We start from the raw sequence: 16669 nt of genomic DNA, 5'->3' as shown, positions 1-16669 counted from the left end.
GATGAAAAATAAATTATTTTATAAAAAAGGAGTGATCACGGGGTGGCTGTTTATTGCTATCCCGACACTCTTAATCTTCTTTTTCTCTTTTTATCCAATGATCCAAGCGTTTCTATTATCCTTGCAATCAGGAAGCGGCACCGGGCTGACCTTTAGCGGACTCGCGAATTATCGGCGGCTGTTTTCGGATCAAACCTTTTTGACAGCCACGAAAAATACCTTGATCTTTTTGGGCTTTCAAGTGCCTGTCATGGTCTTGTTGGCCATGTTCTTTTCCGTCCAGCTCAATCAGAAAACCCTAAAGCTGAAAGGTCTGTTTCGGACGATCATTTTTTTGCCAGCAGTGACTTCATTAGTCGCATACTCCATGGTCTTTAAATCACTGTTTGCAACAAATGGCGTGGTGAACGCCCTTTTAGTGAGACTGTCGATTGTCTCTGAGCCGATCGCCTTTTTCTCTAGTCCCTTTTGGGCAAAAGTCATTATCATTTTAGCCATCACTTGGCGCTGGACCGGCTACAATATGATTTTCTTTTTATCGGCTTTGCAAAATATCGACCCAGCAATTTATGAAGCTGCTAGAATCGATGGTGCTTCTCCAACGAAACAATTTTTTAAAATCACCGTCCCTTTGCTAAAGCCAGTCATTTTATTTTCAGCCGTGACCTCAACGATTGGCACACTACAGTTATTTGATGAACCGATGAACTTGACCCAAGGTGGGCCAGGAAACGCCACATCGACGATTTCCCAATATATTTATAATCTTTCTTTTCGCTATACACCAGATTTTGGCTACGCCTCTGCAGTTTCTTATGCCATTGTCGTCATGGTCATCTTCTTTTCCATGATCCAATTTAAGATCGGAGGAGAGGACAAATGAAAAAAGTAGGCACATATGTGTTTTTAGGTGTTTTTACCATTCTGTTTGCCTTTCCCTTTTATTTCATGTTAGTGAGTATCACCAATCCGACCGTAAATATCATGCAAGGCAAACTATTGCCAAGTACCCATTTGCTAGAAAACTGGCGTAACCTAGTCGCAACCTATGATTTGAAACAAGTATTCTTTAACAGTGCGAGAATTGCGTTGTTACAGACGATTTTATCTGTGACGATCGCTTCGTTGGCCGGCTACGGATTTGAGATCTATCAAAGCCGATTAAAAAATATGCTTTTTAATATTTTGCTCTTGTCGATGATGTTGCCTTTTGCCGCCACCATGATTCCGCTGTTTCGGATGTTCGGCAGCTTTTCAACGACGATTCCTTTTATTGGACTCGATACAGTAGCTTCAGTCATTTTGCCAACATTATCGACCGCATTTCTGATTTTCTTTTTCAGACAAAACACAAAAATGTTTTCCAAGTCACTGCTTGAAGCTGGGCGAATGGATGGCCTGTCGGAACTAGGCTTGTTTTTCCGAATATACATGCCAACCATGAAAACAACTTATGCGGCCGCTGCTATTATTACCTTCATCAATAGTTGGAACAGCTACCTGTGGCCGTTGATCACCCTTCAATCACCAGAAAAGCAAACCTTTCCCCTAATGATTTCTGCCATCGGCGCCGCCAATAATCCAGATTATGGATTAATGATGTTAGCAATCGTGATCGCAACTCTGCCAACAATGGTGGTCTTCTTCTCGCTGCAAAAGTATTTTGTGGCTGGGATGTTGGGATCGGTGAAGTAGGGAGAAGCTACATGCGAGAAACGATTAGCTCATCGTTAGAAAATTTGATTCCATAAAAGAAGAGTCGTATATCGATTTGGAGTAAATTCACAATTTTTGTGAGTTTACTCTTTTTCGCTAATTTCTTTCAGTTGGCGGAAAAAAGTGAATACCAACGTTGTTATAGCTTTTTGGTTTCTGCTTAGTTCAGTCTTTTGTCCATCGGTACAAAAATGAAATAGGTAAGCATTAATAAGAAGAGAAAATTGCCCATTCTTTTTTCAAATGCTCTAACATGTCGTTTTCTTCGGTCATTTCCAACAAGAGAAAACCTTCACAAGCTACTTTATAATCATCTATGCAGATAGCATAACGTACTTTGGCAATCGACAAATAGTCATACCGTTTCGCTTCTTTTCCTAGATCGATTGCTTCTTTGAGTAGAGGAATTGCAGCTTCTTTATGGTTGTTTTGAATCAAAAGTAATCCTACATTTAATAGAATAGATAGTCTAATTGTAATCATAGAGGTAAATTTTTCATATTTTTCAACCGTTTCAAGTAGTTTTGGAAGAAACGAAAGGACGGTTTCTATCGGAAAGTAATACATAAAGCTATTAGTTAGACGAAGTTCGCTATAGTACCATTCATCCATTTTTGACAATTTAGACCAGACATCACTTATGATGATTTTTGGTAAACAATCGATTTGCTCAATCTGGTCATTAGTCAGTAAAGTGAGACTTTGAATGATTTTCATCAAGTTTCTTATAAAAATATCGTCTGCTTTTTTCAAATATCTATTTCCTTTTTCAAGTAACATGGAAAGTTGAGCAGTCTCTAAGTTCGACGTTTGTCTAAAGAAAAGAGTAATAATTTCATCCCTTAAATCATAGCTGAAGTCATTACATACAAATTGAAACTCTTCTTCATTCATATCAATTTGCAACAACAGATAGACCATCGTGTCATAGGAAGGTGAGAGCTTATTATTTTCGAATTTTGACAAGGTTGTTCTAGAAATGCTGGTGCCACAAATCTCGTTTTGACTTAACCCTTTACTCTTCCGTATCTTTTTGTAAATACTGCCTGCGTCCCATCTCATAAATAACCTCCTTAAAAAGTGAGTACTCTGTACAAAATTAATTTCTCTAAAGAAAGTGTAATATGCTTTTTAAAAAAAAGAAAGAATGAATAGATAAGTTATTTTGTAGCTAAAATTGATTCAGAAAGTGAAAAAATAATTTTTTTCGGGGAAAGAAAGGTGTCTATGAGCGTACTGGTGATTCTCTTGAACAAATTTTGAAAGATCAGTATCAAAGACACGTATTGGAGGTAAATAATGTTTAGACTTTTATTGAAAAAAAATAAATATTTGGGTTTCTTATCGTTATTCTTTTTAGTATGTTACTCAGCGTATAGTCCTATTTTATCAAAATTAATTCAATACAATATGTCTGTCGCAGAAGGTAAGTACGCTTTAGATCTGGTTAGATTGACAACAATAAATCTGAGTGTATTGATTCTTTTGTGTCTAGTTAATTGGTTTTCTCAATATTTTTCAATTAAATTTTATTCTCGTTCACAAAACGAGTTAAATCAATTGTTTTACAGCAAAGCTGCTAAACATGTGACAGAAGAATTAAAGGTTTCAAAACTAATCAAGGTATTTAGTAATGACATCCCTTTAATCGTGGATAATTATATTCCTTCATTGATTAGTTTAATATATTTTGGTTTGTCATTTAGCTTTGGTGCGATTCTTATTTTCTCTTTAAACAAAATTATTCTGTGCTATCTGATTCTTATTGCTGTTTGTTCGTTACTCGTCTCGAAAAAAATGTCAAACAAGATATCCCCTTCTCAAAAGAAATACAATGATAGTTTGGGAAATAACTCAGACGTTTTGCTAGATATTTTTGATCACTCCATAATTAGAAAAGTATTTTTTCTAGATAATTTTTTGGAAAAACGGTTTGCTTCTTCAAGTGAACAGAGTGCAAAAAAAATGTTTGTATTAAAAAAAGAAAAGTCAATCGTAACTGTCTCAAATGATTCGTTCGCTTGGCTATTACAAATTGGTATGTATGTCATTGGTGCTATTCTCATTACACAAAAGAGCTTATTTTTTGCGGAATTGATTGCTATCACACAAGCTGCTGGGACAATTACAACACCTATTTTCTGGTTTTCCAATACACTAGCAGATATATACTCTTCAAAGGAAATTCGACAAGAAATGATGGAGTTTTTGCAATCAGAAGATTCACAAAAGCGAGAGGACTTCCATTCTGTTATAGATAAAGTAGAAATGAAAAATGTAACATTTCTTATGGAAAACAAGCGAGAAATTGGACCAAACAGTTTTATTTTGGAGAAAGGAAATACTTATGCAATGATAGGGAAAAACGGTAGCGGAAAGTCAACGATATATGCTGCTTTGATGCTGGCTAATAATAAATATCGTGGAGAAATTTTGATTAATGGTAAAAACATCCAACATTTGAAAAAAGAAGGCTATTTTTCTCAAATCAGTGCGGTGACTCAAAACATAAAACTATACAACGGCAGTGTAATCGACAACATTACAGGCTTTTCTAGCGATGTGAATGAAGAGAAACTACGTAAGATAAAAAAATTGTTTATTAATGAGCAGGATGATTTTTTCTCGAAAGAAATCAGCTCCCTTAGTGGTGGTCAAAAGCAAATGGTCTCAATTGCCAGAGCTTTGTATAAAGACGCGTCATTTTTAATTATGGATGAGCCTTTTTCTGCTTTGGACAAAGTAATGGAGGAAGTTGTGCTGGACTATTTGCTTAAGATTGACGATAAAATAGTTTTGCTGTCCTTACATCATTACGACCAGTTGGTATTAGATAGATTTAATGACGTAGTGATCATTGGAGAACGGTTATGAAAATTTGGTTAATGTAAGTCATCCGACGACCTGCCATCAACCCAAAAACTGTCGTCCTTCCTTCTCAATCAATTCACAAGTCCATTTATCCTTAAACAACGACGCCATCTGTCTTGCTTGGGCAAATAAATCCGTATCTCCGATCGCAAAACTTTTTCGAGCAGTGGCTAATGAATAGTAATCATAGCGCTTGCTCTTTTTTGCCAATAGCAGGGCTTGATTCGCGGCTTCTTTCGCCTCTTGGTGTTGCTGCTCTTGCAGATAAAGCAAGGCGACATTCAAATGAATCGCACACTGTAAAGGCACAGTATTTTCTAGTGCTTCGTATTTTTTTAGCTGTTGGATCAATTGGCGGGCAATGGCGTGGGCGGTTTCAACTGGAAAGAGGTATAAAAGACAATTGATCAGCTTGATATCATCAAGAGTCCAATTGGAATAGGTCTGAAGCGCATCCCAGGGAACCGTCAAAAGAACTTTGGGCAGGCAAGGAATTTCTTTTTCTGCATTCGTTGAGAGCGCTGTGAGAGAGTCGATTACATACAACAATAAGTCAATGGTTTTACTGACGGATGTTCTTTGGAAAAGTAAACATTGTTCTTTCAAGGCAAGCAATGCTTTTAGATCCTGGTTGGAAAACAAAGAGAAAAATTGATGCAAGATTTGTTGTTTTTCATTTAAACAGTATCCTTGGGCGATGTAAAAAAATTCATCAAAACCGCAATCGATTCGCGCTAAAAGTTCGATAAAAAGGGTAACGGAGGGCGTTAATTTTTCATTCTCAAATTTAGATAAGGTAGTTCTTGAAAGCAGGTTTTTACAAACTTGCGCTTGCGTGATGCCGCGGCTTTTTCTGATTTTACGATACGTAGTTCCTAATTCATTCATAGGTGCCTCCTTGAGCAATGTGATTATAGTGTACATAAGATAATTTTGCTCGTCAATCTGGTATAGTAGAACTATTAGACAGCTAGGCAACACCAGATAGAGGAGGCCCCGCAAATGAATCAGACAAAATAAAATCCTTTACTTAGCAAATGGCGATCAATAACTAGAAAAACGAGCAATCGTTATTTCTAAGTAAAGGTGGAAAACAAATGAAGAAGAATCAGGGATTTACCCAATTGATCATTGGCCAAACAGTGGCGAATGTCGGGGATACCATTTATATTGTGGCAATTATCAGTTCTATTTTTAGCTGGACAGACTCTGCTTTGGCAGCGGCGCTTGTCCCGGTGCTAGTAACGGGAGGCGGTGTCATTTCCGGCTTTCTCTCACCTGTCATCACGAGTTATTTTCGCTTAGAACAAGTGCTGAAGGTCAGCCAGATGTGCAAAACAGCCGTGCTCTTTTTTATGACCGCGTATCTCTATCTGAAAGCCGAAACGATGAATCTACTGGTTTTATATTGCCTTGTCGCATTGATTTCATTTTTGGACGGCTGTTCAGAACCAATTAGTCGTGCCTTGATCCCGAAATATGTGGAAAAGCATCGCCTCGTCAAAGCCAATGGAATATTCAATTCGATGCTTCAAACAGTCAACATCGGCAGCTGGGCGATCGGAACCTCCTTGCTGCTGGTATTTTCTGTTCATCAGTTGGTTTTATTAGACAGCTTTCTGTTTCTAAGCACCTCGATAGTATTAGCGTTTTTGCCCAGAACGACTCGAGAAAAAAACGAAAAGCAGCCATTAGCGCACCAGTTGTTTATCGGTTGGCGCTGGATTATGAAAGATCCTCTGGTTCGGGTGATCGTTGGCATGGACATGCTGGAAAGTATCGCCAATACAGCCTGGGTGTCTGCGATTGTGTTAGTATTCGTCCGAGAAGTGATGCAGGCACCTGATGCTTGGTGGGGCTATATCAACGCCACTTATTTTGTTGGCGCGTTGCTAGGAAGTGCGTTGGTGATGCGATTTTCCGAGCGGTTTGATAAAAACAAACGAACAGCGATTGTAATGGGCGCTATTTTAGGCGGACTGATCACTGTTGCCGTTGCCCTATCAGGCGACCGCTTTTTGATTCTAGGATTATCCGTCTTAATCGGGCTTTTTTCCCAGATCAAAAATATCCCACAAGCCTCATTAATCCAACAAAAAATAGCAGCCGATCGATTGGTTGCCATCTACGCTGCCTCAGGCATCTTGAATTCCGGTGTTTTTGCTTTATTCACCTTGTTGATGGGACAGGTGGCAGATGTTTTCGATGTACGGTGGGTGTTTGTTCTTTCCGGCAGTTTATTGCTTCTAGTGGGGCTGATTGCAGGGAAGCTTAAAATCAGTTAAAAGTAAGAAGATAGTAGTCAAGAGAAACTCTTTTTTACTAGGTCCTATAAGACAAAACTAGCTTTAACGGTTAGCTTAGGTAATGGTACACACAGGAAGATGAAAAAGCAGTTACAGCTAGTTAGGAACAGTTCCTGACTAGCTTTTTGTGTGGTGATCAAAAAAGATTCGGTTAACAAATGACCTAAGAAAATTCAGATTTCATAAAAGTATAAAAGGACATTAAAACAAGTGCAGGGAGAGTAGTAGCCTAGGTTCGGTTCTAAAATTTTTTACAGTCGTTCTCTGTCGATGCCGAATAACCTGATTTCCCCTAGTTACGACAGATGACGAAAAGTACTTAGAACATAAGCTTTTTTTGATATATAATGTTATCTAAGAGGATGAATCACTTCAAATTTTGGCCATCGACAGAAACAGGCCTATAAAGCCTATTATTTCAACTTGTAATAGATGCGGGGTTCAAATCTAAAATAGTGGAATGTAAATGCTGGACACTGTCCCCTGCTTATACGAATGCAGCTCGTTCAAATCTAAAATAGTGGAATGTAAATGTACAAATCGAAGAACGCCAAGCCCCCGACTAATATGTTCAAATCTAAAAGAGTGGAATGTAAATCTAGATACGCATGTATCAATGCAATTAGACATCTTGTTCAAATCTAAAATAGTGGAATGTAAATCTCGGATTAGGCTCAGATTCAAGTCCGGCTCTTCGGTTCAAATCTAAAAGAGTGGAATGTAAATTCCGATAATCCAGCTGAACGAGGGAGCGGTTTGATCGTTCAAATCTAAAATAGTGGAATGTTATACTCGTAAGATCCCGATTTTTATTTTGTAGTAATTTACTCAACCTAGAGAACGATACGTTTTTTATAGCTATAGTAAATAGCCACCCGTAAAAACAAGGGGAACGTTACAACTCCACCTTACATGCCCTAAAGGTTTATCGTTGTTAGACATTAAAAACTTCCTTTCGATCTGATATGTGGTTGGTAGCCACTGTTCGTGTATTGAAAGGTTTTTTTATCGTTCATGTTATCTTGGCCACGCGTAGAAACGCGCGGTTTTTTTATTTCTTACGATGCGCAAAAATGGTACAACGACAATTATGATTCATCAGCCCGATAAATGATAGAGTCCTCTATTTCTCTGTTTAGTAGCCAATGCTTTCTGACAGTTTGATTTGAATGGCGATCATCATTTAAGCCAGATACGCTTAACCAACGGACGTTCTTCTCGTTATGTGCCGTTTAAAACTGCTTATCGAAAAATTTTGGCTTGGAGTGATATCAAGAGGTTTCGAGCCACTCAACTAGATTAAGTAATGCATACTTTTTTTCCGGTTAATTATTTAGTAACAATTAAAATCGTGCCAAATTCTATCTTTTATGACAATATTGCCCGATTTATTGAATGGAAACGTATACAATTTCATAGAGAAATCGGTTACAATCATCTTGTCAGTGAGGTGAAAACATGAGATTAGATACTGAAAACGTTGATAAGGTACTGATTGAAAATGATTTAGTAGTAATGCACAAAATAGACAGGATTCATTTTATGGATAAGCCGCATTTTCATGACGGGTTTGAAATTCATTTTACATTAACAAACAGCACGACTTATCAGATTGATGAGCGAAAATTTGATGCGGATGCTGGTACAGTTGCTCTATTTAGTTCAGAAGAACTCCATCGAGTCTCTATTGACCGCAGCAAATTGTATGAACGCTATTTTATTTTGTTCAAGCCCAGCTTTATTGAAGAATTTACAACCAGTTTTCCTTTTCTTTTAGAAATATTTTCTAAGAAACAAAAAGTCGACTGTCTCGAGTTGACTTCAGATCAAAGTCTTAAAGTCACTAACCTTTATGAGGAAATGATTCGATGTGACCAAGAGCGAGAAAAACCCTTTGAACTTTTGCATCTAAAATTGAAGTTAACTGAGTTACTTATTCTATTGAATAAAATTGTTTATTCTAATGAGAAACTACATAAACCAATATCGTATGAGCATTACCAAACAATTTCTGAGATTGTTTCTTTTCTTAAAGAAGAATACATGAATGAAATGACTCTGGACGAATTGAGTGAACGGTTTTTTATTAGTAAATCAACGATTATTCGCGCATTTAAAAATGCACTTGGGATGACCCCAAATCAATATTTAATCTATATGCGAATTATGAAATCACGAGAATTATTAGAACAAGGATACTCTGTGAAACAAGTTTCGGAAAAAATTGGTTATCGTGATGAATCTAGCTATATTAAAAAATTTAAAGAGATACAAGCCGAGTCACCAAAACAATACCAAATAAAAAACTTAAGAGCCAAGAGGAGTTAGAAATGGTAGTAACGAATAATAAAATCTCACTTGTGAGAGAACGGCTTAAGTATTTTGATAGCGTACCGTTAAATCAAGAAGATTTTAGAGACAATAATGATCAATTATCAGAAAGTAAAGGATTTTTTGCTAGAGACTTTGGCATGGAACAATGGGACTGGCCTCAAGGCGTCGCAATCTATGGTTTACATTTGGAAGGACCGCTAAATGATGAGTATATCAAACAATGGGCAACTGAAGAGATCAATAAAGGACTTCCAACTAAAAATGTGAATACGATTTGTCCTTTACTAACGCTTGTTGACTATCCAGAATATGAAAACATGGCTCTAGAATGGATGAAGTGGATTGAAAAAGAGTTTCCTAGAACAGATGAAAATGGACTACAGCATATTACGTCTGGGATAGACAAATTCACAGTAAAAGAGAATCGACAGCAAATTTGGGTAGATACTCTTTTCATGACCGTGCTTTTTATGGCGAAAATGGGGGTGAAATACGATAATCAAACATGGCGTGAGGATGCAATAGAACAAATGCTGCTTCATTGTAAGTATCTCTTGAATCGTAAGAGTGGGTTGTTTTATCATGGGTGGAATTTTGAAGAACAATCAAACTATGGAGGCAATTTTTGGTGTCGAGGAAATAGCTGGATCACGATTGGTATACCGCTGTTTTTGGAAATAATGAAAGGGTATTTAGCTAAGTCGTCAGAAGTGTACCTATTGAATCTCTACAACAATCAAGTCAAAACGTTGTTAGACCTCCGGAGCAAGGATGGATTATGGCATACCATTTTAACGGACACCACTTCCTATACGGAAACGTCCGGCTCAGCCGGAATTATTGCCGGCATTCTTTTAGGAATAAAGAATGACTTCCTTAACATTCAGCTTTCTGACGAGGCGATCAACGATTTAATCTCATCATTAACTGCCAAAATAGCAGAAGATGGTACGGTACTTGGGGTGTCTGCAGGTACTCCGATTTCCTGCAATGCGGAGGACTATAAAGGAATTGTGCAAATGCCAATGGTGTATGGACAAGCGATGACACTGCTTGCCTTGAGTATCGCAAAATCTTTGAAAGAAAAGGAAATCAAATGAACTATCTCATCTATTGTTTGCCAGCTTTGGGATGGGGGTTAATGCCTATTATTTCTAAAAAAGCTGGGGGATCACCCGTGGAACAATTGTTGGGAACAACTGTTACGGCGTTTGGCATTTCTATCATTCTCAGTTTTTTAACGGGTGTTGAGTACACCTTGACTGGGACTATTGCGGCGTTGATCTCTGGATCATTTTGGGCAGGTGGCCAATATCTCCAATTTAAAGCCCTTAAGACTGGGTCAGTTTCGATCGTGATGCCATTATCAAATGGAACACAATTGGTGTTTACGTCATTGGCTGCGGGCATCCTTCTCCGTGAATGGCAGAGTATGAGGCAGTCACTTGTTACCCTGCTATTGCTGCTGGTTATCCTAGCTGCCATCTATCTTATTACAATGAATCAAAAAAAGGATACTGAACAAAAAACGGTGTCGTTACAAACCATGATCATGATTTGTACTTCATCACTTTGTCTGATGGGCTATATGATAACGACCTCACTTTTTCATGTAGAAGGGCTACAAATCTTTCTACCTCAAGCATTTGCAATGTTTCTCTCCTCTTGTGTGATTGCGAAGTTTGATCCAGGAAAGCAAGAACTTTCAAGAGTTTCTCGTAATGTGCTGACAGGTATATTTTGGACAATAGCAAATGTTTCTTTATTTTATATCGTGACACAGTTAGGCGTAGGATTAAGTTATACGATTTCTCAGTTGTGCATATTTGTATCTATTATTGGAGGGATTTTATTATTAAAGGAAAAAAAGACCAAGGTAGAAGTGATGCATACGATCATCGGAATGGTCATGTTTTTTTCAGCAATTTTGGGTTTAAGTCAATTTAAATAGACGACTAGGAGGAAATACTAATGAAAAACAAGATTTTAAAGGCAGGCTTATGTGTAGGGTTATTAATGGGCCTGACGGCATGTGGCAATTCTGATTCAGCTTCTTCCGAAACGGTAAGATTGTTTGTATCGGGAGATGCATCAGAAGGCGGTGCTTATAGTGAGATGGCAAAACGCTATGAAGAAGAAACTGGCGTCAAAGTGGAAGTGACAGATGTACCTTATGCAGACATGGAAACGAAAATTACAAAAGCTGTACAATCAGATGATGCGCCCGATGTTGCCCGCGTTTCAGGAATCTTACCAGATTGGGGAGACTACTTAGTTGATTTGACAGATATTGCTAATAAAGGGAAAACGCTAGATTCGATGACGATCAAAGATGACGACGGCAAGGTTCGAGCACTACCAACAGATGTCACTGCGGTAGGGATGTTTATTAATACAGATCTATTTGATCAAGCAGGTGTTTCTTATCCCCAGGATGAAGGAGACATTTGGACATGGGATGAATTTTTAGAAGCAGTGGACACAATTCAAGAAAAAACAGATGCGAAATATGGGTTTGTAATGGATCCTTCTGATCATCGTTTGAGAGCGTTTACGTACCAATTTGGTGGACAGGATTTTGTTTTAAATGAAGCAACTGGAACGTATGAAACGGATGACGCGACAAAAGACGCGCTACAAAAGTTCATTGATCTAAATAATGACGGAACAATTCCCAAAACGGTCTGGACTTCTGGGGAAGATGCTTCTTCTATGTTTAAGAGTGGAATGATTCCTGCATACATGTCGGGCAGCTGGCAAATTAAGGATTTTACTACGAATATTAAAGATTTCAATTGGCAAGCCATCTACATGCCGTATGAAACAACTCGTGCTACCAATATGGGTGGTAATTTTATGGTTGGCTTTGAGAACAGTAAGAACAGTGAGGGCGGACAGAAGTTTATGGAGTGGTTGTACACACCAGAAAATTATACTGAGTTATGTGAATTAGCTGGTTATCTTCCAGCAGAAGAAGGAATAAATGTGGACTACGGGGATGCACAAGCGGCTTATGATATCTACAACCAAGAAATTGAAGCTGCAGCCCAACCCATTTCTTCTAAACAAACTGCAGATCAAGTAGCGATGACAATGGCTGGATACGTTGGACTAACTGGTGCATACAAGGACTCAATGGTTCAAGCGTTGAATGACGAAATCACGTTTGATCAAATGATTGAAAATATCGAAAAAGACTACAATGATGGGTACACGATGAAGTAAGTAAAGCGAGAAATGATGTGAACTGGACGGATATTCATCCGGTTCACATCCATTCTATTTTGAAAGTGGGAGAAGAATGAGCAATTATATTTATTCAGTAAAGCAAGGCACTTCTATCAATCGCTGGCAACGTAGCACGCTCCAAAAGCAAAAAGTTGCAAGCAAAGCTAGTTGTATTGATGCTCCTGTAAATATGACGGAAGGATATCAAGAAGTCGAATACCCCATTCGAACAAACTTTTTGAGAGCACTTTCGGAGGTGCCTTACCCTAGAAAGCAAGTGTTTTCAGAAGTGTATGATGGCTTTGAAAACCCGAGGGTAGATTTTTCTACTTTTCAAGCAACACCGCAGAAAGTAAGTACATACTTGCGAGCACAACTACGTTGCCAAGAGAACCAAACGGTGGAATGCGCGTTGGTTACTTGTGGAAGAGCTATTCTTTGGATAAACGGAAAATTGCTCACCGATTTTCATCCCTATACGCGAAACCACGGCACGAAAACCACGGTAAATCTTCCTCTTGAACAGGGGGATAACGAGCTGATTGTTTACATGGATGATCTAGCCGAGCGGGACGTAAACTTTTTTGTTGAATTAAAAATTTTGTCGAATCATCACTTTCAAGTCGTTTTACCTTTATCGTATGACGATACGATTCTTCAACAGGCAGAGGATTTCTTGAATGGCCTTTATTTTGAAAAAGACTTTTATTCTAAAGGGGAAGTAAGTATCTGTTCAGACTATGATTATTTTGAAAAAGTCTTTGTTACTTATGAAGAAGTCACCTTTACAGAAGAAGTTGGGGGAAATATCACAGATTTCCGACGAGAAAGTCAGTTTCTGCCGTTAAATAATCAACGGATTTCCTTAGGTGATGTAGAAGACATCCCTACCTCAGGACTAACGCATCTATTTGTGGGGGTTTTACTTCCGGATCAAACGTATCTGTTCAAGAAATTTGTTTTTACAGTTTATAACGAAGAAAAACTTGCGCGTCATTTAGGTGGAAATTTAGAAGAAAGAAAAACGACAGCGCTGACGATTTTTTCAAAACTGGCTATTCAGGATATGAACAGTGCGTTAGCCGAAATTCACTTAACAGGTTCCTTGTCAGAAGAGTGCTGGGAAAAACTCCAGCCTGCTTTTCGTATGATCGAAGAGCGGGGAGATTGTGCAGATTTTATGTTTGCACCGTTGTTAGGCTTTTGGCTAGGGAAAAAAGAGCAATTGCCAGAAAAGCTAAGGACAAAATTAAAAGATTTGGCGATACATTTTCGGTATTGGATCGATGAACCTGGCAATGATGTTATGTGGTACTTCAGTGAAAACCATTCCTTGTTGTTTCATACCTGCCAATATTTTGCTGGGTGCTTGCTTCCGGAGGAGACGTTTGTAACGAGTGGCAGACAGGGAAGTCAACAATACGATTTAGGAAAACAACGTTTGTTACAGTGGTTTGAGCAATTTGAACACTATGGGTTTTCTGAATGGAATTCTACTACGTATCTCCCTATCGATTTAATCGGATTTTTCAGCCTTTATACGAATGCACCAGATGAAGAGATAAGAGATGCAGCGAAAAAAGCATTGGATTTCACCTTCACAATCATGGCTGTAAATTCTCATGGAGGAACGCTTTCCTCCACATTCGGTAGAACCTATGAGCACGATTTGAAAGCCATGCGTTTAGGAGAACTCAGTAATATATTAGCGATTGCTTGGGACCGAGGAAATTTTAATTACGCCTTACGAGCATCGACACTGTTTTGCCTATCTGATTATGTTCCACCAAAGGAGTGCTTGTCTTTGATTGATTTAAAGCCAAATGAGGAATTGACCGTAACTTATCTTCAGGGGATCAATCAAGTGCAGACGTATCTTTATAAATGTCGAGAATATTCACTTGCTAGTGGGATCGACTATCATTGCTTTGAAAAAGGCCACCAGCAACATATGATGAACGTTTCCTTAGGCAGTGATGGGACACAGCTTTGGATTAATAACCCAGGTGAGTTTATGCATAGTGGCGAAAATCGACCTAGTTATTGGGCCGGAAATGGCAGAATGCCTTGTATTAAACAATTTAAAAATGTTCTGTGCATGAAATACAATTTATCGAAGGCATATGTACCGTTTATCCACATGTATGTGCCTTATTGGAATTTAGATCAGGTAGATATGGATGATTCTAATTGGCTGTTTATCAAAAAAGATCAAAGCTACCTTGGTGTTTACTTCTCGCAAGGGTATAAAATGCAGCAAAGCGGGGATACTCGTGGGAGAGACATCGTTTCTGAAGGAATAGATCATACTGTACTTGTAAAGTGCGGAAGCAGGAATGAGTTTTCAACTTTTGAGTCTTTTATAGCAGTGGTCAAAAAAGCGAAAATGACCGATGAGTCGTTTGATGATTCTCAATTTGGCTTGTTCGTTTGGAATGAGATTGACCATCTTGCGTCGTACCAAGTAATGCCAGTTGTAAAAATGAAAGAGGGAGCAGAGCATGAAGAAACTTAAAAAAAATATATGGCCTTTAGTTTTTACGGGAGTCAATATTGTCCTGTTCATTACTTTTTTTCTCATACCAGCAATTCTGGGTTTCTATTACTCTTTAACGGATTATAAAGGATTTGGGACTGCTAACTTTCTTGGTTTCGATAACTATATTGCTTTATTTCAAGATGCGAGTTTTTATCGTTCCTTATTCCGAACCTTTACCTATGCAATTTTCTTGGTGCCACTGATTTACGCTGTGTCTTTAGGAATTGCCATCTTGTTGAATAACAAGCACACAAAAGGAAAACTCTTAGGGAAAATAGTTTTCTTTTTACCTTGGACAATTTCAGGAATTGTCGCTGGGGTTATTTGGAAATGGCTGTTTGGAGAAAATTTTGGTTTTGTAAACTACATCATTGGGAATTTAGGCGGAGAATCCGTTCCGTGGTTTTCCAATGCAAGCGCGGCATTTGCTGTCATTCTGTTAGCAGCGCTTTGGGGCGGGACCGCATTTAATATGTTGCAATTTATGTCTGCGCTCAAGAACATACCTAAATCATACTACGAGGCAGCAGATATTGATGGTGCCTCATCCTTTCAAAAGTTTTTGTACATTACGATTCCTTCATTAAAACCAACTAGTTTTATGGTGATCCTATTAGCTAGTATTGGGGCCATGAAAGAATTTGCTTTAGTTCAATCCTTAACGAATGGTGGACCAGGCACAGCAAATATGTTCATTGTGCAATACATTTATACAACTGGATTTGACAAGATGAGGGTTGGGTATGCCAGTGCAGCCTCTATGGTATTATTTGCAATCTTGTTAGTTCTCGGACTCGTTCAAATGAAAATTGGAGGTGGTAAAAATGAATGACACTTCAAAGCTTCACGATAAAACGAGCACAATCATTCTCACAGTGGCTCTGATTCTTGTGGCTATGTTGTACTTGTTCCCACTAGTATGGTTTGTACTTAGCTCTTTTAAACCCGGGTCAGAATTATTTTCCTACCCGTTAAGTATCTTGCCAGAGAACGCAACTGTGCAGAATTATCTTGATGCATGGACAAGTCTGGATTTCGTAAAATACTTTACGAACACCATGAAGTCGTCAGTTATTACCACGATATTAACGGTTATTGCCAGTGCAACATGTGGCTTTGCGTTTGCAAAATATGACATGAAGTGGTTGAAATTCTTCTTTGTCTGTATTATTGCAACTACGATGTTACCTACCGAAGTAATCATGAATCCAGTATTTACGGTAATTCGTAAATTAGGTTTGTATGATAGTTTGGCTGGGATCATTATTCCTTCAATCAATACTGCTACAGGAATTTTCATGTTCAGAACCTTCTTTGTCTCTATTCCGGATGACTTAATCGAGTCCGCGCGAATCGATGGAGCTTCAGATGGCACAATATTTATGAAAATCATGTTACCCATTGCCAAACCAATCATTATGACGCTGAGCATCTTTTCTTTCCAATGGCGGTGGAATGATTACATTTGGCCGTTGATAGTTTTGAACGACCCCAAGAAATACACTTTCCAGGTAGCCATCAGGAGCTTGGTGGGGGCAGAAAATGTGAACTGGACCGTGTTAATTGCTGCCTCAGTGATTTCAATTATTCCATTAGTATTAGTGTTTATCGTGTTCCAACGTTATATCTTAGATTCTGGTGCGACAACTGGGATGAAAGACTAATTATGAATGAA

At 38.3% G+C, this 16669-nt stretch carries 13 protein-coding genes and 1 CRISPR repeat array; of the genes, 11 read left to right on the top strand and 2 right to left on the bottom strand.

The genetic code is table 11. The features are described 5' to 3' along the window. The first annotated feature begins 1 nt into the window (after nucleotide 1). Both IGJ74_RS17440 and IGJ74_RS17435 read left to right on the top strand, forming a co-directional pair. Nucleotides 2-883 carry a carbohydrate ABC transporter permease gene (locus IGJ74_RS17440; protein WP_015510593.1) on the top strand — a complete coding sequence of 294 codons (882 nt, stop codon included), beginning with the start codon at nucleotides 2-4 and terminating at the stop codon, nucleotides 881-883. Continuing rightward, nucleotides 880-1695, top strand: a complete 816-nt coding sequence (locus IGJ74_RS17435) for a carbohydrate ABC transporter permease (protein WP_008381786.1) — start codon at nucleotides 880-882, stop codon at nucleotides 1693-1695. Before IGJ74_RS17440 ends, IGJ74_RS17435 begins: the two co-directional genes overlap by 4 nt. A 228-nt stretch (nucleotides 1696-1923) precedes the next feature. Here the strand turns inward: IGJ74_RS17435 and IGJ74_RS17430 are convergent, their stop codons facing one another. Beyond that, entirely contained in the window at nucleotides 1924-2778 is an 855-nt protein-coding gene (locus tag IGJ74_RS17430; protein ID WP_430608645.1) for a helix-turn-helix domain-containing protein, read from the bottom strand. A gap of 237 nt (nucleotides 2779-3015) precedes the next feature. Between IGJ74_RS17430 and IGJ74_RS17425 the strand changes: the two genes are divergently transcribed. After that, nucleotides 3016-4590: an ABC transporter ATP-binding protein gene (locus tag IGJ74_RS17425; protein ID WP_207463069.1), complete on the top strand. Its 1575-nt coding sequence runs from the start codon at nucleotides 3016-3018 to the stop codon at nucleotides 4588-4590. Nucleotides 4591-4626: 36 nt separating this feature from the next. Here the strand turns inward: IGJ74_RS17425 and IGJ74_RS17420 are convergent, their stop codons facing one another. Further along, nucleotides 4627-5475, bottom strand: coding sequence for a helix-turn-helix domain-containing protein (locus IGJ74_RS17420; protein WP_242691868.1), 849 nt, complete (start codon nucleotides 5473-5475; stop codon nucleotides 4627-4629). 209 nt (nucleotides 5476-5684) lie between these two features. Here IGJ74_RS17420 and IGJ74_RS17415 point away from each other — a divergent pair, with 209 nt between their 5' ends. The 8 genes from IGJ74_RS17415 to IGJ74_RS17380 all read left to right on the top strand — a co-directional run bounded on the left by IGJ74_RS17415 (nucleotide 5685) and on the right by IGJ74_RS17380 (nucleotide 16658). Beyond that, nucleotides 5685-6872: an MFS transporter gene (locus IGJ74_RS17415; RefSeq protein WP_087664476.1), complete on the top strand. Its 1188-nt coding sequence runs from the start codon at nucleotides 5685-5687 to the stop codon at nucleotides 6870-6872. Between the two features lie 460 nt (nucleotides 6873-7332). Next, nucleotides 7333-7685: a CRISPR direct-repeat array (repeat unit 30 nt; unit sequence GTTCAAATCTAAAATAGTGGAATGTAAATG). A 666-nt stretch (nucleotides 7686-8351) separates the two neighbouring features. Beyond that, nucleotides 8352-9221: an AraC family transcriptional regulator gene (locus IGJ74_RS17410; RefSeq protein ID WP_087664477.1), complete on the top strand. Its 870-nt coding sequence runs from the start codon at nucleotides 8352-8354 to the stop codon at nucleotides 9219-9221. Nucleotides 9222-9223: 2 nt separating this feature from the next. After that, on the top strand, nucleotides 9224-10327 hold the full coding sequence (locus IGJ74_RS17405; protein ID WP_087664478.1) for a glycoside hydrolase family 88/105 protein: 1104 nt from the start codon (nucleotides 9224-9226) through the stop codon (nucleotides 10325-10327). Beyond that, nucleotides 10324-11178, top strand: a complete 855-nt coding sequence (locus IGJ74_RS17400) for a GRP family sugar transporter (RefSeq protein ID WP_087664479.1) — start codon at nucleotides 10324-10326, stop codon at nucleotides 11176-11178. The genes IGJ74_RS17405 and IGJ74_RS17400 overlap by 4 nt, the downstream gene beginning before the upstream one ends. 20 nt (nucleotides 11179-11198) lie before the next feature. Then, nucleotides 11199-12452 (top strand): ABC transporter substrate-binding protein, encoded by a 1254-nt coding sequence (locus IGJ74_RS17395; RefSeq protein ID WP_087664480.1) that lies wholly within the window; start codon nucleotides 11199-11201, stop codon nucleotides 12450-12452. 76 nt (nucleotides 12453-12528) lie between these two features. Next, nucleotides 12529-14970, top strand: a complete 2442-nt coding sequence (locus tag IGJ74_RS17390) for a hypothetical protein (protein WP_087664481.1) — start codon at nucleotides 12529-12531, stop codon at nucleotides 14968-14970. After that, nucleotides 14957-15826: a carbohydrate ABC transporter permease gene (locus tag IGJ74_RS17385; RefSeq protein ID WP_087664482.1), complete on the top strand. Its 870-nt coding sequence runs from the start codon at nucleotides 14957-14959 to the stop codon at nucleotides 15824-15826. Before IGJ74_RS17390 ends, IGJ74_RS17385 begins: the two co-directional genes overlap by 14 nt. Beyond that, complete coding sequence (locus IGJ74_RS17380; protein ID WP_016613017.1) at nucleotides 15819-16658, top strand: carbohydrate ABC transporter permease; 840 nt, start codon at nucleotides 15819-15821, stop codon at nucleotides 16656-16658. The genes IGJ74_RS17385 and IGJ74_RS17380 overlap by 8 nt, the downstream gene beginning before the upstream one ends. Nucleotides 16659-16669: the final 11 nt, after the last annotated feature.

Origin of the sequence: Enterococcus sp. AZ009, from assembly GCF_050548785.1 — a bacterium.
Taxonomy (GTDB): domain Bacteria; phylum Bacillota; class Bacilli; order Lactobacillales; family Enterococcaceae; genus Enterococcus_D; species Enterococcus_D entomosocium.
This window is presented reverse-complemented; position numbering and strand designations above follow the sequence as displayed.